Annotated in this window: 25 protein-coding genes; 3 read left to right on the top strand and 22 right to left on the bottom strand. The window is 62.3% G+C overall.

The annotated features are described in order from the left end of the window. Nucleotides 1-22: 22 nt before the first annotated feature. Nucleotides 23-328 (top strand): hypothetical protein, encoded by a 306-nt coding sequence (locus TK90_RS13410; RefSeq protein WP_013006518.1) that lies wholly within the window; start codon nucleotides 23-25, stop codon nucleotides 326-328. A gap of 22 nt (nucleotides 329-350) precedes the next feature. Here the strand turns inward: TK90_RS13410 and TK90_RS13405 are convergent, their stop codons facing one another. The 7 genes from TK90_RS13405 to TK90_RS13375 form a co-directional block, all read right to left on the bottom strand. Then, nucleotides 351-1,436, bottom strand: coding sequence for a deoxyribonuclease (locus TK90_RS13405; protein ID WP_013006517.1), 1,086 nt, complete (start codon nucleotides 1,434-1,436; stop codon nucleotides 351-353). Beyond that, nucleotides 1,433-1,675 (bottom strand): hypothetical protein, encoded by a 243-nt coding sequence (locus tag TK90_RS13400; protein WP_018940630.1) that lies wholly within the window; start codon nucleotides 1,673-1,675, stop codon nucleotides 1,433-1,435. Before TK90_RS13400 ends, TK90_RS13405 begins: the two co-directional genes overlap by 4 nt. A gap of 11 nt (nucleotides 1,676-1,686) precedes the next feature. After that, a complete protein-coding gene (locus TK90_RS13395; RefSeq protein WP_013006515.1) occupies nucleotides 1,687-2,148 on the bottom strand; it encodes a hypothetical protein in 462 nt (153 codons plus the stop codon). 27 nt (nucleotides 2,149-2,175) lie between these two features. Continuing rightward, nucleotides 2,176-2,769, bottom strand: a complete 594-nt coding sequence (locus TK90_RS13390; protein WP_013006514.1) for a hypothetical protein — start codon at nucleotides 2,767-2,769, stop codon at nucleotides 2,176-2,178. A 78-nt stretch (nucleotides 2,770-2,847) separates the two neighbouring features. Next, nucleotides 2,848-3,261 (bottom strand): hypothetical protein, encoded by a 414-nt coding sequence (locus TK90_RS13385; protein WP_013006513.1) that lies wholly within the window; start codon nucleotides 3,259-3,261, stop codon nucleotides 2,848-2,850. A gap of 89 nt (nucleotides 3,262-3,350) precedes the next feature. After that, nucleotides 3,351-3,968: a uracil-DNA glycosylase gene (locus TK90_RS13380; protein ID WP_013006512.1), complete on the bottom strand. Its 618-nt coding sequence runs from the start codon at nucleotides 3,966-3,968 to the stop codon at nucleotides 3,351-3,353. Next, nucleotides 3,965-4,318 (bottom strand): hypothetical protein, encoded by a 354-nt coding sequence (locus TK90_RS13375; RefSeq protein ID WP_013006511.1) that lies wholly within the window; start codon nucleotides 4,316-4,318, stop codon nucleotides 3,965-3,967. Before TK90_RS13375 ends, TK90_RS13380 begins: the two co-directional genes overlap by 4 nt. 169 nt (nucleotides 4,319-4,487) lie before the next feature. Here TK90_RS13375 and TK90_RS14925 point away from each other — a divergent pair, with 169 nt between their 5' ends. Then, nucleotides 4,488-5,708: a hypothetical protein gene (locus TK90_RS14925; RefSeq protein ID WP_148216266.1), complete on the top strand. Its 1,221-nt coding sequence runs from the start codon at nucleotides 4,488-4,490 to the stop codon at nucleotides 5,706-5,708. A gap of 126 nt (nucleotides 5,709-5,834) precedes the next feature. On the opposite strand, the gene TK90_RS13370 is transcribed toward TK90_RS14925, so the two are convergent. Further along, complete coding sequence (locus tag TK90_RS13370; protein ID WP_013006509.1) at nucleotides 5,835-6,266, bottom strand: hypothetical protein; 432 nt, start codon at nucleotides 6,264-6,266, stop codon at nucleotides 5,835-5,837. Between the two features lie 10 nt (nucleotides 6,267-6,276). Beyond that, a complete protein-coding gene (locus tag TK90_RS13365) occupies nucleotides 6,277-6,483 on the bottom strand; it encodes a DUF4031 domain-containing protein (protein WP_371190827.1) in 207 nt (68 codons plus the stop codon). Nucleotides 6,484-6,756: 273 nt separating this feature from the next. Between TK90_RS13365 and TK90_RS13360 the strand changes: the two genes are divergently transcribed. After that, complete coding sequence (locus tag TK90_RS13360) at nucleotides 6,757-7,686, top strand: hypothetical protein (RefSeq protein WP_013006507.1); 930 nt, start codon at nucleotides 6,757-6,759, stop codon at nucleotides 7,684-7,686. Between the two features lie 47 nt (nucleotides 7,687-7,733). Here TK90_RS13360 and TK90_RS13355 read toward each other — a convergent pair whose 3' ends face one another. The 13 genes from TK90_RS13355 to TK90_RS13295 all read right to left on the bottom strand — a co-directional run bounded on the left by TK90_RS13355 (nucleotide 7,734) and on the right by TK90_RS13295 (nucleotide 17,631). Next, nucleotides 7,734-7,997: a hypothetical protein gene (locus tag TK90_RS13355; protein ID WP_013006506.1), complete on the bottom strand. Its 264-nt coding sequence runs from the start codon at nucleotides 7,995-7,997 to the stop codon at nucleotides 7,734-7,736. After that, nucleotides 7,994-8,230: a hypothetical protein gene (locus tag TK90_RS13350; protein WP_013006505.1), complete on the bottom strand. Its 237-nt coding sequence runs from the start codon at nucleotides 8,228-8,230 to the stop codon at nucleotides 7,994-7,996. Before TK90_RS13350 ends, TK90_RS13355 begins: the two co-directional genes overlap by 4 nt. 116 nt (nucleotides 8,231-8,346) lie before the next feature. Further along, the gene (locus TK90_RS13345; RefSeq protein WP_013006504.1) at nucleotides 8,347-8,538 is read right to left on the bottom strand and encodes a hypothetical protein; all 192 of its coding nucleotides are present in this window, start codon (nucleotides 8,536-8,538) and stop codon (nucleotides 8,347-8,349) included. Between the two features lie 118 nt (nucleotides 8,539-8,656). Next, nucleotides 8,657-8,977 (bottom strand): hypothetical protein, encoded by a 321-nt coding sequence (locus TK90_RS13340; protein WP_013006503.1) that lies wholly within the window; start codon nucleotides 8,975-8,977, stop codon nucleotides 8,657-8,659. Between the two features lie 55 nt (nucleotides 8,978-9,032). Beyond that, nucleotides 9,033-9,269, bottom strand: a complete 237-nt coding sequence (locus TK90_RS13335; RefSeq protein ID WP_013006502.1) for a hypothetical protein — start codon at nucleotides 9,267-9,269, stop codon at nucleotides 9,033-9,035. A 336-nt stretch (nucleotides 9,270-9,605) separates the two neighbouring features. Further along, nucleotides 9,606-9,932: a hypothetical protein gene (locus TK90_RS13330; protein WP_013006501.1), complete on the bottom strand. Its 327-nt coding sequence runs from the start codon at nucleotides 9,930-9,932 to the stop codon at nucleotides 9,606-9,608. A 97-nt stretch (nucleotides 9,933-10,029) separates the two neighbouring features. After that, on the bottom strand, nucleotides 10,030-13,926 hold the full coding sequence (locus tag TK90_RS13325; protein ID WP_013006500.1) for a hypothetical protein: 3,897 nt from the start codon (nucleotides 13,924-13,926) through the stop codon (nucleotides 10,030-10,032). A gap of 132 nt (nucleotides 13,927-14,058) precedes the next feature. Beyond that, a complete protein-coding gene (locus TK90_RS13320) occupies nucleotides 14,059-15,216 on the bottom strand; it encodes an HD-GYP domain-containing protein (protein WP_013006499.1) in 1,158 nt (385 codons plus the stop codon). A gap of 87 nt (nucleotides 15,217-15,303) precedes the next feature. Beyond that, a complete protein-coding gene (locus TK90_RS13315; RefSeq protein WP_013006498.1) occupies nucleotides 15,304-16,131 on the bottom strand; it encodes a BspA family leucine-rich repeat surface protein in 828 nt (275 codons plus the stop codon). Nucleotides 16,132-16,555: 424 nt separating this feature from the next. Continuing rightward, nucleotides 16,556-16,855, bottom strand: a complete 300-nt coding sequence (locus tag TK90_RS13310; protein ID WP_013006497.1) for a hypothetical protein — start codon at nucleotides 16,853-16,855, stop codon at nucleotides 16,556-16,558. A gap of 11 nt (nucleotides 16,856-16,866) precedes the next feature. Continuing rightward, nucleotides 16,867-17,103, bottom strand: a complete 237-nt coding sequence (locus TK90_RS13305; protein ID WP_013006496.1) for a hypothetical protein — start codon at nucleotides 17,101-17,103, stop codon at nucleotides 16,867-16,869. Continuing rightward, on the bottom strand, nucleotides 17,096-17,407 hold the full coding sequence (locus tag TK90_RS13300; protein ID WP_013006495.1) for a hypothetical protein: 312 nt from the start codon (nucleotides 17,405-17,407) through the stop codon (nucleotides 17,096-17,098). The genes TK90_RS13305 and TK90_RS13300 overlap by 8 nt, the downstream gene beginning before the upstream one ends. Then, a complete protein-coding gene (locus TK90_RS13295) occupies nucleotides 17,407-17,631 on the bottom strand; it encodes a hypothetical protein (protein WP_244406401.1) in 225 nt (74 codons plus the stop codon). Before TK90_RS13295 ends, TK90_RS13300 begins: the two co-directional genes overlap by 1 nt. Between the last annotated feature and the right edge of the window lie 153 nt (nucleotides 17,632-17,784).

Here is a 17,784-nt window from a genome sequence, read left to right as displayed (position 1 = left end):
GAACACCAGGGAGGGTGAGTGGATGTCGCAATGGATTGCGCAGGCGCGCTGGAACGACCCGGATCAGGGTTCCGATCAATGGCGGGATGTGGGGCCTGAGCGGGATTGCGCCCTCCGGGCCCAGCAGGACGGTCAGCGGGCGATTACCCACCAGGATGCCAGTCAGCTTCACCTGGAGCTACGCGTGGTGCGGCGCCGCGACCAGCAGGATCTCCCGTGCTTCGTGGCCTTTCCGCCGCATCGTCATCTTCTTGTCTGGAATGTCTTGGGGGAGCGTAAAGCCGCTTCCCGGGACGACAGCCCGGCGCTCGATCTTCAGGCACGCTGAAACCAGCGGTCTGAACCTCCCTTCAAGGCTCGATGCAGGCCTCCCCTCTCGCCTTTATCTCCTCCAGACGCCCAGCCCCGATCCCGCGAATCTCTTTCAGGTCTCGCACGGCATTCCACGGCCGCCCGTCCTTGATCGCCTCCGCTCGTGCCTCGCCAATATGGGGCAGGGCGGTGAGTTCGCTCACCGAGGCGCGATTGAGATCGATGCAGCCCGCTTCTTGATCGGCGATCTCCGCGACCACCGCGTCGTGCAGCGTGTTTCCTTCGAACAGTACATACACCGGGGCATGGTCGGAGACCCGGTCGCGGGCCTTTTCGTGATCCCAGTACACCCCGGTTACCTCACTCAGAACGACGGGGAAGGGCAGGATGCCGGCATCCCCCAGGGGTAGCGTGTGATCCTTCGGCACCCAGAGATTGTCGTACAGATTCGCGTAGCGACGGTCATGCGTGGATAGGGTGGTGGCGCCCTCGGTCACCAGGGGTTCGGCCACCGCCCGCATCGAGGCCCAACCGTCGTGGTGCGGCGGCAGATTGAAGTCGCCGAACAGGATGCGTTCGCCGGCGTACTCCGGCATCACGTCCGCCAGCCAGTCCCAGTACCGCCGCAGTGCCTCGATCTCCTCGACACGATCCGCCACACGGTCGCCGTAGGTGATGTGAACCGTGGCGGCAAGGAAATGCTGATCCGTGCCCCGGGACCGAAACACCGCGGAGAACGGCTCACGGGCAAACCGGTCGGCCTCGTCGATGTAGGTGAGCGCTCCACCGACATACTCCACTGCGGCCTCCCGCCACAGGAACGCGTACTTTTCCCGATAGGTGTTGCGGCCCAGCGCGTCGGAGTACAACACGGACCACTCGGCACCGGTCGCGTCTTCCAGGGTGTCACGCAGGCGGTAAATCCCCTCGGCGTTCATCACCTCCTGGATCGCCAGAAAGTCGAACTGCGCCGCGATGCGTGCGACGGCCGGGTAGTCCTTCCCGACGTTCCAGCCGAGGTGCTGGATGTTCCAGCTTGCCAGGCGCAGGTCTGCTAGCGCGGCGGACGGAAGTAGGACTATCAGCAGGATCGCGAAGGCACCGCGTCGCAGAAGGTGCATCATCGGCTCGCTCCGTCGTCACCCCAGTTCCAGTGCGACACGGCTGTCGCCACCATCGCCAGGCCGACAAGGGCGATAAGCATTGTGGTGTAAAGCCCGCCGGCCGTGGCGAAAAAGGCGATCCAGCCAGCGGTTTCGACAGATCCCATGATCTGAACACCCACCCAAAGCGCCACGGCAGCGAATCCCACGGCGGCGGCTAATGCCAGTATCGCCGCCAGTGCCTGCTTCAGGGTGAGCATGACGCTGTGAATCAATGACACCCCACATCCTCCCGGGTCGCGTAGCAGGTCCGTGCGTAACAGGGCCCGGGACCGGTGGAGTAACCACAGGAATGCTGGGTGGCATTCTCGGAGAAGGGGGTCCCGCTTGCTGAGCACGGATTTTGGCAGGTCGGCGAGCTTTCGCAGTAATTCGCACTGTACGAGCGCCAGCCGTTCTTGAGTGACCATCCCGACGGGCATGAGGCGCGGTTGAAGCGGCACATCACCTGGCCGTCATCGCTCTCAAAGACCTCGCCGCCTGCCTCCTCGCACTCGACATTCGTCCGCTCCCCGCGATCCCCCAACTTGAAGGTATCTCGGGTTTCCACGACGTCGTTCGTGTTGAGGATGATTCGATACTCCTCCGAGGCGACGGCGTGACCCGAAGCCAGCAAGAGCATCATTACCGTGGCGGCTATGACTGATACCCAATACAGGCGCGAATGTTTCATGGTGCCATCCTCCTTGATGGCGTTGTGTTAGTCCGCAACCGGTGACACGGGCATCAATACCTCCCGCCCCGAGGCGGGATGCTCGATCCGGATTCCGGTTACCTCGCTGCGATCTCTCGGGTATTCGTGAAACCCGGCGCGCAGCCCGTTCATGGTTTCGCCGGGGCCGAGCAGCCCAGTGAGGGCACGGTGGAGCAGCGAAGCGGGCACCGCGAGCCGGACATCCCACTGCGGCTGTGCGCTGGGCGGCAATGCCCACCCACGCACATAACGGCCGGCGGCGATGGCGACACGGGTATTGGCCGGCCAGGGCGTGAGTTCACGAAAGAATCGATCGGGCGCGGGCGTACGTTCCAGCGCGTCCCGGCGCTCAAAGATCCACATCATGGCCCTATCGAAGCTCCATTCCTCGTTACTTGGATCCAGCGGCGTATGCGTGGACTCCCGGTACCACCCGCAAGCGGCGGTCGTGGCCTCCATGTGCAGTGTCAATCCGTCCGTGGACATTGCCATCCCCTGCACGACATGCACGACGCCCTGGTTTGGTCCCTGTGCCGGCGCAGCGGCCGTCAGCCAGTCGTCCCAGGTGATCGTCGGATGCGCGTCATAGCGGGTCTCCATGCGGACTCCTTTCCATGTTCTTGGGGTGTGAGTGTCAGGATCGCACAGCTCCATGACCAGCTCGGTGTCCGGTGGATATCAAGTACGCACCAGCGGCGCTCCGGCCAGGGCCTTATTCAGCATGTCCTCGATGTCCCGCAAGGGATCGGTTCCCAGCGGCCCCCATTCCATCAGGTTGACGTCGTCGTACGCCCCCTCGATACGGGCCTTGATCATCTTCAGGGCGCGGCGGAGGGGGTCCGGTTCCGGCAGGGAATCCATATACTCTTTCGTCGTCTCTTTGACCTCCTCGACGTATCCTTCGCCGAACCATTGATCCTCCACGGTGGCGAATAGCATCAGCTCGCCTTCTTGATCAATCAGCTTCTCCTTGGCTTCCTCCGCCGTGTCTGCGTACACCGCTGCATAGAAGTCGGCGCGGGTGTCCCAGAATACATAACCGGCGTACAGCGGCTGATCGGGGTGCTCGGGGTTGTTGATGATCTTTTCCACGGTTTCTCCTGCCCCGCTGCGGACGGGTTACGTTGGGTGGACTTGCAGTATGCCGACTGCCGAATGTCTGTCGATTTGTTGGGCCGAACCTACTGACCCCGGAGGATGTGGTATGCCGCAAGAATCGCATCGCGGCCCAGTTCGGCGATTGCGCGCGAGTCCCCGGGTGACTCCGGGGGGCGGTAGCGCCGATTCCATGCCAGGCCACTCGTATGCGGCATTGGGACCACAGGCACCTGGCGATAGTGCGGGAGATGACGGATAAAGCCGGCGTCCGGGTTCAACCCCGATAGCAGTTGGTGGACCTGACCAAGGTAGGCGGTGCCCTTCCGGATCCTTGCATTCGCGAGCTTCCGCCCGGCGGACTCCCCGACGGCCAGAATGACGCGGGGCGCCATCCCATCAATCGCTGCGTCCAGCCAGCCGGCGCAGGCGCTCACTTCATCGGTCCGGGGTTTCCGGTTATCCGGTGGGCGGCAACGTACGATGTTCGCCCGCGCCCACTGCTGGCGGCCGAGCCCTGCGACCGCACGGATCTCGCGCTCAAGGGTTTGGCCGGCTGTTCCGACAAAACCCACACCATAGTCATCCTCGATGGCGCCGGGGCCTTCCCCGACCGCGAGGATCGAGTGCCGAGCCCCGTCCGGATTCACCACCTGCTCGGCTGTTTCGTGCAGACGGCATCGCTGGCAGTCGAACGTGATCATGCCTGGGCCTCTTCGCGGGCCACCGCCGACATCAGCTTCTTCTTGAGGTTTTGATCGCGCTGGCGGGCCGCGGCTTCAATCGCCGCATAGGCGCGCTGTTCCCCCATCTGCTCGATGAGCCACTGCACCTGACCGGACGGTCCGCGGTTGTTGATGTCGGCTGCTTCGCGCGAGAAGGACGCCAGGGCACCTTCGGCGTCGTCCCCTTCGTCCATCTCGTTGAGATGCTGGACTGCGGCGCGGTCCTGTAGGTCATGCACCAGGTCATCGAGGAGGTCTTCGCCGTGCTGGCGGGACTGCATATCGGCCAGTGCCGCGATGGTTCCGGGGGTTGGTGCCGGGTCGCTCATGGGTGGGGGCTCCGTTTCGGCTCTGGGCCGTTTCCATTGATCGAGGTACCACGCTACCAGACCCCTGTGACCCGTCGATTTCTGAATCATCGGGCTTGTGGTTTGAACGACCCTTGGAGCCCCCTGTAGTCTCCGATGCGCGTTATCAGTTTTATCGATCTCTTCAAGGATGAATGACATGAACCGCCCTCGGGCGCGCTTTTTCGGAGGAAGGCTTCGGTCTTTCTCGAAACCTTCGGTCAACCGAAACCGAGCTGCCATTGCGTTACAGCTCTCCCTGGTGGCCTTGATGGGGGCTTCGCACTCCCTGTCTGCTGAAAACGCGGGCCACCGCGTTGTGATTTCCGCCGCCTCACAGCAGGTGGCCTCGTCCTCTAATCCCTCTCTTCCTTCTGGTTGCGATGAACCTGGGGACACCTGCGATGACGGCAGTTTCTTTGCAGGAACGCACTCGGACGGGCGGGCGATCTATGTCGCGTCTACCATGACCTTCGGAGCATGGGGGACGGAAGGCGTAATCTCGAGCTTTCCGAGGCTTCCTTCAGTGGCAAACGGGGATGGCGAGCTTCGGCACAAGATAATGGGTATGAGCTGGCGCACCCAAAAAACGCCGGTTCATTTCTGCGAAGACATGGACGAACATGGGCATACCGACTGGTTTCTACCTTCCTCTTCGGAGATCGATAGCTTTGAAATTTCGGCCGCCGAATTCCGAGAGCTCATGGATACTGTTACGCACATGCGAGCCTGGATCTCCGAACCAATGGAGACGACATACGGCCGCATTTGGAGCACCGCGAATAATGGCGAGGTAGATTCACACCGTAAAGGCTCTAATGCCCGGACCTTCTGTGTGCGCCACGCCGAGCCGTACGGGGCACATGATGATCGACTGGACCCCGAAAACGCCTCTGTTGGAGACCGTGGTGTTTTCCGAGGTCTCGAGAAATATCGAGAACTGATGTACGCCGGATCAGTCGATGGCCGCCGGATCTTCTACGCGGCTCGGGGTGGTCCTGTTCTCCACTACCACCTTAGCAGGAGTGGCGCGAGCTTCCCGAGTACGTCAAACACAAGCGCTATACCCGGCATTCACATTACGGGCAATGAATGCAGACTTAAGTTTGGCGGCGGGTGGCACCACCCCAACCTTCCCGAGCTTCAGCTTCTGTGGGAAAACCGTGACCAGCTTCCGGTTGATTTTGGTGCCTCTTCGGTTTCTCACTACTGGAGCACCACAGAGGTTCCGGGCGGTCATCGATTCGATGGTGAGGACGCCCTATACGCGTTGGATCTGGAGGATGGGAGCGTTCTGGAAAGCCGGATCGATCCTCCGAATGATTGGGGTGAGCGGCATCGGATCCGCTGCGCCTTCAGCCCGGACCGGTAAGGGTTTTCGGTCTTTATCGCCCCTGTCCGCATGTACACTGTCGTGCGGCCAGGGCTTTTCAGATGGATCTATTTCGGCCGCCATCATTATACCCCCCGATGAACGGAACCCTGGATCACCGGGACTTCATGGGATCCAGTACACCTCGGGCCCTTCCGGGCGCAGCAGCGCGGCCCGGATGCGCAGCCCGATCTCTGCGGCATACTCATGGCTCACACCGTCGATTATCGATGAGGGCCCCAGGGTGATATGAGGCGGTAACGGGAATGGGTGAGGGCACTGAAACACTCGCATCAGGTCGTTACGGATGAGCGAACCGCGGCCGCCGGAGATGCGATCCAAGTCGCCGTCATTCAAGGCGAGCGCCAGTAGCCGTTTCTTCTGGAAGGCATCCACGACGTAGGCGCCAATACAGATGCAGCGTTCGCCGACACCTTCCATCCAGCCCCAAAAGATCGGTGTAAAGTTCAGGCTCGGCGCATAACCGAAGCAGGGTGGATCGCGTTCTTCATCGTCGGTCTGGTTCAGCACTGCGACTTCGTCTTCAACGATCTCCAACGCTGCTCCTTTATGCGCACATAGCCCGATGTCTGCGTCGAACACGGACAGCCTCGCGGCGGGTAATCTCGATCGCGCCATGCAGCACCGCCAGTTCCCGACGGGCGAGGGCGACATCGTAGTGGCTTCGCCAGGTGCCAGGGGATTGGTGCCAGCGTCGGTGGAGCCCGATACGCTCCGCCATCGCATGAAGCTCTTCCTCGGTGTCGGCCAGCATGTGGCAAACCACCATCCGACCGAATGGGATCTGTGCGTCATCGACGTACACGGCCATCCTTGACCTCCTTCGCATCCTTGCTTGAGGGGCCCGGCCCCAATCACCGGGTTCTGTCCCGACTGTAACGCCACTGCGCCCCCGATGGGGAGGGGGTGGGTCGGATTAAATCGACAGATTGCGGCCCCCGTGCGATCTTTCCCCAACAAAACCCTCTGACGCGCGATCTCGGGCACCCGGATTGGGCTTTTACGGACCTGGAGCAAGGACAGCAGAATGGCTTACCACTACGGCGGGCGTGCTCTATCGAGTGAACAGCGCCGGGCCCTCGAACATATCGAGGACTTCAAGCGGCTGCGCCGGCGTATCGGCCCGCCGTTTGTGGACGAGGTTCTGGATACGCTGTTCCGGCTCTCCGAGGAACAGCTGGATGCGCTGTTCGACAATTATCGACGCGCGTTTGGATCGAGCGCGCACGACTACGCCATCGAGACGCTTCCCCGCTGGCGCTCCGGCCGAGTGAAGATGTCCGGGAAGACGGCAACGCGCTTTCTCAACCTGGTACCCCGACAACTTCCCGAAGTGGATCAGCTCGAACTCCTCCTGGAGCTGTGCGAATACCATACGGGGAAGCGGCGTGAATCGGTGGAGATCGACCGCGACAACCCCGAGGCAGCGCGTCGCCCGATGCATGCCGCCATCGTCCGCATCGCCAACGCGTCTGCGGTCCAGAACCTGCCTGAGCATGTGACGCATACCGTGAACTGGCTGAAGAGCCGGGAGGGCCGGGTGCTCCGAGCCATGCTGGCGGACATCGAGCGTCAGGATCATCAGACCGAGCAGGAGAGGGTGGAAGAGCGCTGGGCCGCGATTGCGGCATACATCCAGGAGCGAACGGCACGAGGCTCCTCCGACACCTTCAGCTTCCCGTCAGGCTCTCTACGGGTGTTCACCCGTCGTATGCCCGCGTTCTTGGTGTTTTCGACGGCGGTCTACCAGACCCTCAATCACTCAGACGTCATGGCTCTTCGTGCGTGGCGGGACGGGCCTTTGCGCGCCCAGTGGTATGGTGCCCCTCTGGTCGGGCTTTATCGTCTCCTGAGTCCGCTCGGTGCGGCGCTCGTGCATGTCACGCCTTTTCTGCGGCCGCTCGTTCGCAGGATCCTTGGCGGGATGGCCCGCAAAGCCAAACGCGCCTGCGGATAAACCGCGCCCCACGGAGCAGGTGCGGGCACGCGCCCCGATGCGTTTGGTTAGCAACTTCCAGCTTTCTTGTTCATACCCACCAGTACCTGCAACGCCTCCCGGATCTGGTCGAGATCGAGGTCTTTGAAATAGGCATCGGCCTTGTCGTTGCCTTCGGGTGTGAGATCGAATAACACCCCGACCGAGGCCACCTCATAGCCCGGTGGCTGGGCGTAGATCAGCACACGGGGCTGACCTTTCCCGGTCTGGTTGCGAATGGCGATCACCTGACCCCATTCCTCCAGTTCGAACTCGCGGGCGAAACGCTTCACGCCCGGGTTTCCTGTCCAGTGGGGTATTCGTCCGCATGCTCGGGGTCGCCGTACAAGACCCAGCCGATCACGGCATCCCAATCGCGTACCGTCTTGCGGCCGGATCCGTCTGCGTCGAGGCGCAGGGTGGCCTTGCCGCCGCGCTGGCGGTCCATGACACGGTAGAAGGTCCCTTTAGGGCTTTCCCATACCTGGCCGACGTGGAAGGAGTTCACGCGTTTATCTGGAATCATCCCGGTTCCTTTTTAATGGGTTCGCGGTCAGTATCCGCCGCGCCCACTTTCTGTCGATTTTTCGTGGGTGGGGCTTAGGCGGCTCCACGCAGAGTCGGGGGGTGCCTTTCAGACGATCAATCGTCATCACCGTCTTCCTCCGGTGGATGCGTCAGCCCCCGAGCCACGACTTCGTGAGCGGCCGTCGCATAATCATCGCCTGTCTCGATAAGACGGCGCCCCAGAGCGCAACCCTCCGGGGTTGGGTCACCCATTCCGTGCGCGGCGATGTGATCGTGGAGGGTGTTCTGGCTGAATACTTGATCCATGTGGAGCTCCTGCCGGCTCCGGGCCGGTATCCGTGAGTTGGGGGCCAGTCTATCGGGGCGGCGGGATCTGTCGATTTTTCGGGCCTGTCTGAGCAGGTGTAGCCGGTGACTCCGTTTGTTAGACCCCATCTCCGGGTTCCTGCACCAGGCGCCAATAGTGGCACTGCTCCTTGCGCATCCCCGGGTGCGCATGCACGCAGTCCTCCGGCTTTCCCTCATCGAGGACGCAGCCGTCAGGCTGCTCCCCCGGGGTGAGGTCGCAGTGGCATCCGTGTGGCGCAGCGGGTAGCGTGTTCGCGTCGAACATCGACCGGATGGCATCGGCGGCGTCGTACATGCCCAGCCGATTCGCGACAGCGAGCAGGTCGCGCAACTGTTCGGAGCGGGAATCCTGGCGCTGAGGCAGGGTGGGTATTCTTTTTAGAATGTCGGGTTGCATGCGGGCTTTCCTCCTTGGCTACGGGCCAGGTTCCGTGGGGTGATGCGCAAAAGGCCTAATGAGCCCTTTTGCGGGTACTGTGGAGTCCGATCATCTGGTTGGCGGCAAGGGCGGCGGTCATCGCGCATTCGCTTGGCAGCACCCGCATCAGGCGCGTCAGCCGATCGCGATACCCAGCGTCACGCTCCAGGACCTCAAGGCAGTTGGTCGCGATGTGCTGCGCCTCGTCCTCTTCCATCGGCCAGCTACCTTTGAGCAAGCTGGTGATCCGCTCCAGTTGGTCTTGATCCATATTCACGCCTCGCTGTGCCTCACTGGACGCGTTCGTACCGCAGCTGATCCGGATCCCAGATCGCATCGCGTGCGAGCCGGTTCAGGTCTTCCACGGCGTCGGGATGGTCGCGGCCACAGCGCACGTCGCCTTGCCCCTCGATGGGCCGGACGTACCACCCGAACGCGCGACATTCCAGGGTGCCTTGCCAGTATCCCGTCCATCGGACCCGAGGGGTTCCGTCATCCAGGCACTGGCAGGATCGGAATACGTTTCCGCAGGCCGGGCACGGATCGAGGCTGCACCCCGGCTGATGCAGTTGCCCGGGGTGCGCCTGACAGTCCGGGCAGGGGATTCTCACGAGGGTTGGGCCTCGAACCCGATTTCCAGGGCTTTCCGGGCTTCCTCGTGCGACTCGAGACTCATGTACTCGAGGCCGCCGAGTTCCTCCGGTGGCGCGGGCTGATGCCACCAGCGGGGTTTTCCGTTGATCTCCAACCTGGAGGATCGATAGATCAACCCGTCCCGGCGGACCCCGCCAATACGGCGACCGTTGCGCAGGAACAGCAGCAGACCGCCGCGCGTCTTGCGGAAGAATCCGAACGATTCCGGAACATCCTTCAGGGCGTTCTTCCCCTGAACGAATCGCTTTTCGTTGAGGGTGAACGAGCAGAGGGTCTGCATGAAGCCTCCTGTCCGGCTTTGGGCCGGCTCCAGGTTGTCAGGAGATGTCATCGTATCGAATCGGTTCTTCTTGTCGATTTTCTTTTCAGGTCAGCTACTACCCCTCAACGCTCTCGCATACCTCGGCCTGCTGGGCGTAGTCATCGTTGAACGCATCGGCGTTGTGGTCCTGGCACAGGGCGCCGCCCTGGATCGGCACGAAGCCCGCGCGCTCATGGATTCCGGCGTCGATGCGGACCCGACCGCCGAATGAGCTCTGGAAGACCACATCGTCTTCGATGTTCGACAGCGGCGACAGATCGGCCAGGCGGGGGTTGTCGTACAGATGGAAGCGGTTGCCAGTGCGACGCAGCCCGCTCAGGGCCGAAATATCCGTCAGGTCGTTCCCGTACAGGTAAATTCTGCCCGTCGCCTCCAGGTTCTCCAGGCCGTCCAGCGTCTGGAGGTCGTTTCGGTCCAGGAAGACCGCACCGCCCACCGTGTGCAGGCTGCCCAGTCCCCGCAGGTCGGTCAGGTCGTTGCCCCGCAGGTTCAGTGTCCCGCCCACTTCACGCAGCCCCGAAAGCCCATCCACGTCGGTCAGATCATTAAAACTGAGGTTCAGTTCACCCCCCACCGTCTCGATGGTCTCCAACCCGGCCGTGCTCACCAGGTCGTTGCTGTTGAACAGCAGGTCACCCGCGGGGTTCGGCTCGGGGAAGTGGTCATTGAAGTCTTCGCAGCCCGGACCCATCGGCAGGCAGGTGGCCGATTCACTATTGAAAGCCACATCATTCGTGGCGTAGTCGCCGACCGTCGAAAAGCCTTCGGAGTGGGCGTAGGAGTTCCAGGTGGCCGAGGCCTCCATCGTATCATCCGCGCACACCTCGGCCTGCTGGGCGTAGCTATCGTTGAACGCATCGGCGTTGTGGTCCTGGCACAGGGCGCCGCCCTGGATCGGCACGAAGCCCGCGCGCTCATGGATTCCGGCGTCGATGCGGACCCGACCGCCGAATGAGCTCTGGAAGACCACATCGTCTTCGATGTTCGACAGCGGCGACAGATCGGCCAGGCGGGGGTTGTCGTACAGATGGAAGCGGTTGCCAGTGCGACGCAGCCCGCTCAGGGCCGAAATATCCGTCAGGTCGTTCCCGTACAGGTAAATTCTGCCCGTCGCCTCCAGGTTCTCCAGGCCGTCCAGCGTCTGGAGGTCGTTTCGGTCCAGGAAGACCGCACCGCCCACCGTGTGCAGGCTGCCCAGTCCCCGCAGGTCGGTCAGGTCGTTGCCCCGCAGGTTCAGTGTCCCGCCCACTTCACGCAGCCCCGAAAGCCCATCCACGTCGGTCAGATCATTAAAACTGAGGTTCAGTTCACCCCCCACCGTCTCGATGGTCTCCAACCCGGCCGTGCTCACCAGGTCGTTGCTGTTGAACAGCAGGTCACCCGCGGGGTTCGGCTCGGGGAAGTGGTCATTGAAGTCTTCGCAGCCCGGACCCATCGGCAGGCAGGTGGCCGATTCACTATTGAAAGCCACATCATTCGTGGCGTAGTCGCCGACCGTCGAAAAGCCTTCGGAGTGGGCGTAGGAGTTCCAGGTGGCCGAGGCCTCCATCGTATCATCCGCGCACACCTCGGCCTGCTGGGCGTAGCTATCGTTGAACGCATCGGCGTTGTGGTCCTGGCACAGGGCGCCGCCCTGGATCGGCACGAAGCCCGCGCGCTCATGGATGCCGGCGTCGATGCGGACCTGACCGCCGAATGAGCCCTGGAAGGCCACATCGTCTTCGATGTTCGACAGCGGCGACAGGTCAGCCAGGCGGGGGTTGTCGTACAGATGGAAGATGCCACCCGCGCGACGGAGCCCGCTCAGGGCCGAGATATCCGTCAGGTCGTTCCCGTACAGGTAAATGCTGCCCGTCTCCTCCAGGTTCTCCAGACCGTCCAGCGTCTGGAGGTCGTTTCGGTCCAGGAAGACCGCACCGCCCACCGTGTGCAGGCTGCCCAGTCCCCGCAGGTCGGTCAGGTCGTTGCCCCGCAGGTTCAGTGTCCCGCCCACTTCACGCAGCCCCGAAAGCCCATCCACGTCGGTCAGATCATTAAAACTGAGGTTCAGTTCACCCCCCACCGTCTCGATGGTCTCCAACCCGGCCGTGCTCACCAGGTCGTTGCTGTTGAACAGCAGGTCACCCGCGGGGTTCGGCTCGGGGAAGTGGTCATTGAAGTCTTCGCAGCCCGGACCCATCGGCAGGCAGGTGGCCGATTCACTATTGAAAGCCACATCATTCGTGGCGTAGTCGCCGACCGTCGAAAAGCCTTCGGAGTGGGCGTAGGAGTTCCAGGTGGCCGAGGCCTCCATCGTATCATCCGCGCACACCTCGGCCTGCTGGGCGTAGCTATCGTTGAACGCATCGGCGTTGTGGTCCTGGCACAGGGCGCCGCCCTGGATCGGCACGAAGCCCGCGCGCTCATGGATGCCGGCGTCGATGCGGACCTGACCGCCGAATGAGCCCTGGAAGGCCACATCGTCTTCGATGTTCGACAGCGGCGACAGGTCAGCCAGGCGGGGGTTGTCGTACAGATGGAAGATGCCACCCGCGCGACGGAGCCCGCTCAGGGCCGAGATATCCGTCAGGTCGTTCCCGTACAGGTAAATGCTGCCCGTCTCCTCCAGGTTCTCCAGACCGTCCAGCGTCTGGAGGTCGTTTCGGTCCAGGAAGACCGCACCGCCCACCGTGTGCAGGCTGCCCAGTCCCCGCAGGTCGGTCAGGTCGTTGCCCCGCAGGTTCAGTGTCCCGCCCACTTCACGCAGCCCCGAAAGCCCATCCACGTCGGTCAGATCATTAAAACTGAGGTTCAGTTCACCCCCCACCGTCTCGATGGTCTCCAACCCGGCCGTGCTCACCAGGTCGTTGCTGTTGAACAGCAGGTCACCCGCGGGGTTCGGCTCGGGGAAGTGGTCATTGAAGTCTTCGCAGCCCGGACCCATCGGCAGGCAGGTGGCCGATTCACTATTGAAAGCCACATCATTCGTGGCGTAGTCGCCGACCGTCGAAAAGCCTTCGGAGTGGGCGTAGGAGTTCCAGGTGGCCGAGGCCTCCATCGTATCATCCGCGCACACCTCGGCCTGCTGGGCGTAGCTATCGTTGAACGCATCGGCGTTGTGGTCCTGGCACAGGGCGCCGCCCTGGATCGGCACGAAGCCCGCGCGCTCATGGATGCCGGCGTCGATGCGGACCTGACCGCCGAATGAGCCCTGGAAGGCCACATCGTCTTCGATGTTCGACAGCGGCGACAGGTCAGCCAGGCGGGGGTTGTCGTACAGATGGAAGATGCCACCCGCGCGACGGAGCCCGCTCAGGGCCGAGATATCCGTCAGGTCGTTCCCGTACAGGTAAATGCTGCCCGTCTCCTCCAGGTTCTCCAGACCGTCCAGCGTCTGGAGGTCGTTTCGGTCCAGGAAGACCGCACCGCCCACCGTGTGCAGGCTGCCCAGTCCCCGCAGGTCGGTCAGGTCGTTGCCCCGCAGGTTCAGTGTCCCGCCCACTTCACGCAGCCCCGAAAGCCCATCCACGTCGGTCAGATCATTAAAACTGAGGTTCAGTTCACCCCCCACCGTCTCGATGGTCTCCAGCCCGGTCGTACTCACCAGGTCGTTGCTGTTGAACCGCAGGTCACCCGCGGGGTTCGGCTCGGGGAAGTAGTCATTGAAGTCTTCGCAGCCCGGACCCATCGGCAGGCAGGTGGCCGATTCACTATTGAAAGCCACATCATCCGTGGCGTAGTCGCCGACCGTCGAAAAGCCTTCGGAGTGGGCGTAGGAGTTCCAGACCTCCGGATCCCCCGGGGTCGGGGTCATTCCGGCGGTATCCACCTTGTCGCTGGTGTCGGGTAGCACCACCCGGATACCGGATTCCCCGGCCGATACAGAGGTGAGGTAGGCGCTCGCCAGCACCACGCCGATCGCCAACGCGAGCGGTTTTTTCAGCAGCTGGGGGGATTGGGCCTTCTGATGCATGCGGACGCTCCTTGTCCTTCGTATTCCTCGGATTCCTGTATTACGCGGCCACCCGAGCGCGCCTGTCAAAGGTCGTTTTGCGTGGATGTAGTGGGCGCCGCGTTACCGGCCTGAGCAAGCCAAGCCCTGTATCTATACCCAAAACGCGGCGAGCGGGCAGGGCAGGGGCGGCGGTGTTTCCGCAATCCCGCGGACGTTGTAGTCCGGATCCCGTGTGTCCCGCACCAGGGGGCCACCGGAATAGGGCGCCCCATTTCGGTCGGCATAGGCCGCCACCCGTGGTGCGGTGGATTTCGATGCCCCCCGTTTCACCACGATGGCATATTCGCCGCTGGCAAGCCGGACCCGGGTGCCGGGCGGATATACCCCCAGCAGCTTGATCAGGGCAGCCAGGACCTCACGGTCATACGGGCACTGCGCCGTTTCGTTGTGGTCCGCAAACATCTCGCGCAGCGCTTCCTGTGAACTCATCTGCGGCCTGTACTGCCGAGGCGAAATGCTCGCGCTGTAACGATCCGCCACCGCCACCAGGCGTGCGCCCGGATGGATGGCCGTCTCTCCGATGCCGCGTGGATACCCGCTCCCATCGCAGCGTTCGTGATGTTCTCGCACGACGCGAAGCCAGGCGGAATCTACCACGCCGGCATCTTCCAGCATCTGCGCCGAGGTCTCGGGATGGGACTGGATCTCGCGGCGTTGCTCGGCGGTGACCGGATCGGACTGTAGCAGGAGGACGTTTTGCAGATCCGCCATGCCGATATTGCCGGTAAGGGCGGCCGCCGCGCTGGCCTTCAGCGTCGACGGCTCGAACCCCATAGAACGCCCAAGCAGCAGCACGAGTCCCGCCACATTCAAGGCATGGGTGTGCCCGTAGGGTGCTTCCCGTTCCTGGTGGATATAACCGATCAAGGCATCGGGGCACGCTGCGCTCAGATCCGTCAGTTCCGGCACGACCCGGTGCGTCATGGTCTCGGGGTTTCCGTCGCCGGCGACCAGCTGATCGAGTACGCGACCCACCTGCCACTGGAGATCCTCCAGCCGCTCAATCGGCCGTCCTCTCGCCTGACGGACATTCTTTCGATCCCGGTTCGCCGTGGCTTCCCGTGCGGGATCGGGGTCCTGAAACATCCCGAGCTCCAGGAGCCGGTCCAGCTGGGCTTCGCGCGTCAGCACGTACCCGGCTCGCATGACCAGATGACCGCGGTGGTCATAGACGGAAAAGGGGAGGGGCTTGCCGACCTGAACGGCCGACCGATCAACTCGAACCCGTCCCTGGTTCGCTGTGGTCATCTTCACAATCCTTGTGAATCGTGTTCTGTTCGTTCATGGCCGGGCGTGGGGCGCGATACCTTGCGGTCGCGCCTCATGTCCGATCTATCAGCACGGCGGAGACTCACCCCACCGAGGCCTGTCGTCCACACCGACGCCAAAGACCGTTGGCACCTCCTCGATGTGCTCCACATCCCAGCACGAGAGATTCTGGTCGAATGCGTCGGTATTCTCAAACATGCGCGCGAAGTCCGAATCATCGCGCGCGCTCGAGACATCCCACCCGCCAATATCTTGATTGAATGCGTTGTTGCGCTGGAACATATGATTGAAGGCTTCGACGTTCGAAGTGTCCCATCCGCCGATGTCCTGATTGAACACGCTACCGGAGTAACGGAACATCGAGGACAGCACCCGGACATTGGACATATCCCAGCCACCAATATCCTGATTGAATGCTTCTGCGCTATCAAACATCCGTTCCATGGTGATGACACTGGTCACGTTCCAGCTCCCGATGTCCTGATTGAACATCGTAGTACCCCGGAACATGTGGCTCATACTCTCAACGCGGGAGGTGTCCCAGTAGCCAATATCCAGATCCATGTCAGAATCACGGAATAGACTGGACATATTGACAACCTGACCGGTGAAGACATCCCGGCCGTCCTGCTCGAACGTAAAGGTCTCCGTCAGGTTCTCCGGCGCATAGGCATCGCCTGGGGCGACATTGAAGGAGTCGTCTCCCCTGATCCCGATCGCGTTACTGGCGGCTTCGCGCAGCATGTGGTCATCCACGATAAGCATGCCCTCACAACCCGACCATTCCCCGACCTGGCCGATATTGTCGGGGTCGTAGCAATCCTCTGCGGCGGCTTCCGGAGCCCCATTCGCCCCCGACCCTGCGCTGGTGTAGCCGGCGGTTTCGGGTAGCACGATCCTGAATTCCCCAGCGGATACCTTCCCTATACCCACCATAAGGAACGCTGCGGTGACGGTGACCGCCAGCGGGTTAGTTATGACGCGGTGCTTCGGCGCGGAGTGGAACGTTTGGGCCTGACTTTCCTGGTGATCGAGTTTTATACGGACGTCCTCTGTCCATTGATTGTCTCGCCAATCTGCACACCATGGGCCATTTGGTCAAAGTCGTTTTTCAGCTCGTCCGTTTCTTCTGTTCCCGGTTCTATAACGGCGCGAGGCATTAAGCGTGGCATGCTGTCTATCCGCTTCTGCGGACCCGGCCACGTCAGATCTCGAGTGACAACAGCCTTTCTGTGAGTGACCATTCCAGTGGGGCGTTTTCTGCTCCACTGGGGTGCAGCCGTTCTTGCAGCACACCCAAGAGCGCGGTTCATACGAGTCAGTGTTCGATCCGCTCTTGAGGTGTAGTGCCGGAGGGCACCCCGAAATCGCCGAGGGACTCGCGATCCACGGCGTTTCGCTGAAACGGCCAGTCGTACACCGTCTGACCGCTGGAGGTCTCATGCCCGTGCAAAATCCAGGTGCCCGCGAGCAGCAGCAGGGCCGGTAGCAGGAAATGCGCCTTCCACTGATCCCGCTCCAGCTCCCGGCGCCACCACAGAAGGACCGTGACCACCACCAGGACGCCGCCGATAAGCAGTGCTATCGACCCAATCGAAATGGTGTCCGAGTAACTCAATCGACTCCCCTCTAACGCTCCATGTCTTCGCACAACTCGGGACGGAGTTCCCACAGCATCTTCTCCGCCTGGCGTTCGTTTTGCCAGTGTCGGGTGGCGCGCTCGAAGGCGGCCGCCGCGCCCTGTTCCGCCGCTTCGGCGTCCTCGAACGAAATCTCGCGTGGGGGTATATAGACCGCCACCCGCACCACCTGCGGGTGCAGCAGGCGTCCCAGTTGAATCAGGAACAGGGCCAGGCGTTCACGCACGGTCCTTGCCTCGCGCTGGCACGCTGTCTTGAACGGTCTCCTGCATCGTCTGGATCTTCTCGCTGAAGCGTCGCTGCCGATCCCGGATTTCCGCCAGGTCACAGCGGGCCTCTAGGGCCAGATCGCGGCTGATCCCGCGTCGAACCAGCTCGTCAATGATGCAGTCGGTGCAAGGGGTCAGCCCGCGCGTCTTCTGTCCGCGCCCACAGGGGCAGTCTTCATCCCATGTGGCGGCACTCTGCTCAAAGTGTTTGCGAAGCTCCCAGATCAGGGCCGGGAATGTGGGTCGTTTTAGGTCGATCATCAGGTGCCCTCCGCCATCCGTTCTGCGCGGTGCTCCGGGCTCACAAACACGTACTCGATCGCGCTATGGACGATGTAATAGCAGGGCCGCCCCTTGAAGTGACTCTTGTGGAAGCTGACCGCGAAATCGGTATCCAGTCGCAATCCTGGCGGGCACTGATCATAGCCGAGCATCTCGCTGGCCTGCGTCCAGTCACAGCGGCGCCGGAACGTGCGTGCGGACACCTCAGTCGACCCATTAACCATCGCATCGATCGCTTCAGCGTCATCGTCCACGCAGCAGGTCAGGTACTCGAATCGGGGGTGTCATGGGTTCTCCTGCCGGCTTCGGGCCGGTTCCGTTAAATGAGGCTTCAGCGTAGCGAACCGGCCGGATCT

It is taken from the genome of Thioalkalivibrio sp. K90mix (assembly GCF_000025545.1).
GTDB lineage: Bacteria > Pseudomonadota > Gammaproteobacteria > Ectothiorhodospirales > Ectothiorhodospiraceae > Thioalkalivibrio.
The sequence above is the reverse complement of the archived record's forward strand: the minus strand, read 5'-3'. Positions and strand labels throughout refer to the sequence as shown.

Bases quoted from the DNA above. Each gene is read 5' to 3' on its own strand.
- TK90_RS13350 (WP_013006505.1), bottom strand. From the start codon at position 8,230: ATGATTCCAGATAAACGCGTGAACTCCTTCCACGTCGGCCAGGTATGG.
- TK90_RS14925 (WP_148216266.1), top strand. From the start codon at position 4,488: ATGAATGACATGAACCGCCCTCGGGCGCGCTTTTTCGGAGGAAGGCTT.
- TK90_RS13325 (WP_013006500.1), bottom strand. From the start codon at position 13,926: ATGCATCAGAAGGCCCAATCCCCCCAGCTGCTGAAAAAACCGCTCGCG.
- TK90_RS13410 (WP_013006518.1), top strand. From the start codon at position 23: ATGTCGCAATGGATTGCGCAGGCGCGCTGGAACGACCCGGATCAGGGT.
- TK90_RS13380 (WP_013006512.1), bottom strand. From the start codon at position 3,968: ATGATCACGTTCGACTGCCAGCGATGCCGTCTGCACGAAACAGCCGAG.
- TK90_RS13405 (WP_013006517.1), bottom strand. From the start codon at position 1,436: ATGATGCACCTTCTGCGACGCGGTGCCTTCGCGATCCTGCTGATAGTC.
- TK90_RS13360 (WP_013006507.1), top strand. From the start codon at position 6,757: ATGGCTTACCACTACGGCGGGCGTGCTCTATCGAGTGAACAGCGCCGG.
- TK90_RS13320 (WP_013006499.1), bottom strand. From the start codon at position 15,216: ATGACCACAGCGAACCAGGGACGGGTTCGAGTTGATCGGTCGGCCGTT.
- TK90_RS13400 (WP_018940630.1), bottom strand. From the start codon at position 1,675: ATGCTCACCCTGAAGCAGGCACTGGCGGCGATACTGGCATTAGCCGCC.
- TK90_RS13345 (WP_013006504.1), bottom strand. From the start codon at position 8,538: ATGGATCAAGTATTCAGCCAGAACACCCTCCACGATCACATCGCCGCG.
- TK90_RS13390 (WP_013006514.1), bottom strand. From the start codon at position 2,769: ATGGAGACCCGCTATGACGCGCATCCGACGATCACCTGGGACGACTGG.
- TK90_RS13300 (WP_013006495.1), bottom strand. From the start codon at position 17,407: ATGATCGACCTAAAACGACCCACATTCCCGGCCCTGATCTGGGAGCTT.
- TK90_RS13365 (WP_371190827.1), bottom strand. From the start codon at position 6,483: ATGCTGGCCGACACCGAGGAAGAGCTTCATGCGATGGCGGAGCGTATC.
- TK90_RS13375 (WP_013006511.1), bottom strand. From the start codon at position 4,318: ATGAGCGACCCGGCACCAACCCCCGGAACCATCGCGGCACTGGCCGAT.
- TK90_RS13340 (WP_013006503.1), bottom strand. From the start codon at position 8,977: ATGCAACCCGACATTCTAAAAAGAATACCCACCCTGCCTCAGCGCCAG.
- TK90_RS13330 (WP_013006501.1), bottom strand. From the start codon at position 9,932: ATGCAGACCCTCTGCTCGTTCACCCTCAACGAAAAGCGATTCGTTCAG.
- TK90_RS13335 (WP_013006502.1), bottom strand. From the start codon at position 9,269: ATGGATCAAGACCAACTGGAGCGGATCACCAGCTTGCTCAAAGGTAGC.
- TK90_RS13395 (WP_013006515.1), bottom strand. From the start codon at position 2,148: ATGAAACATTCGCGCCTGTATTGGGTATCAGTCATAGCCGCCACGGTA.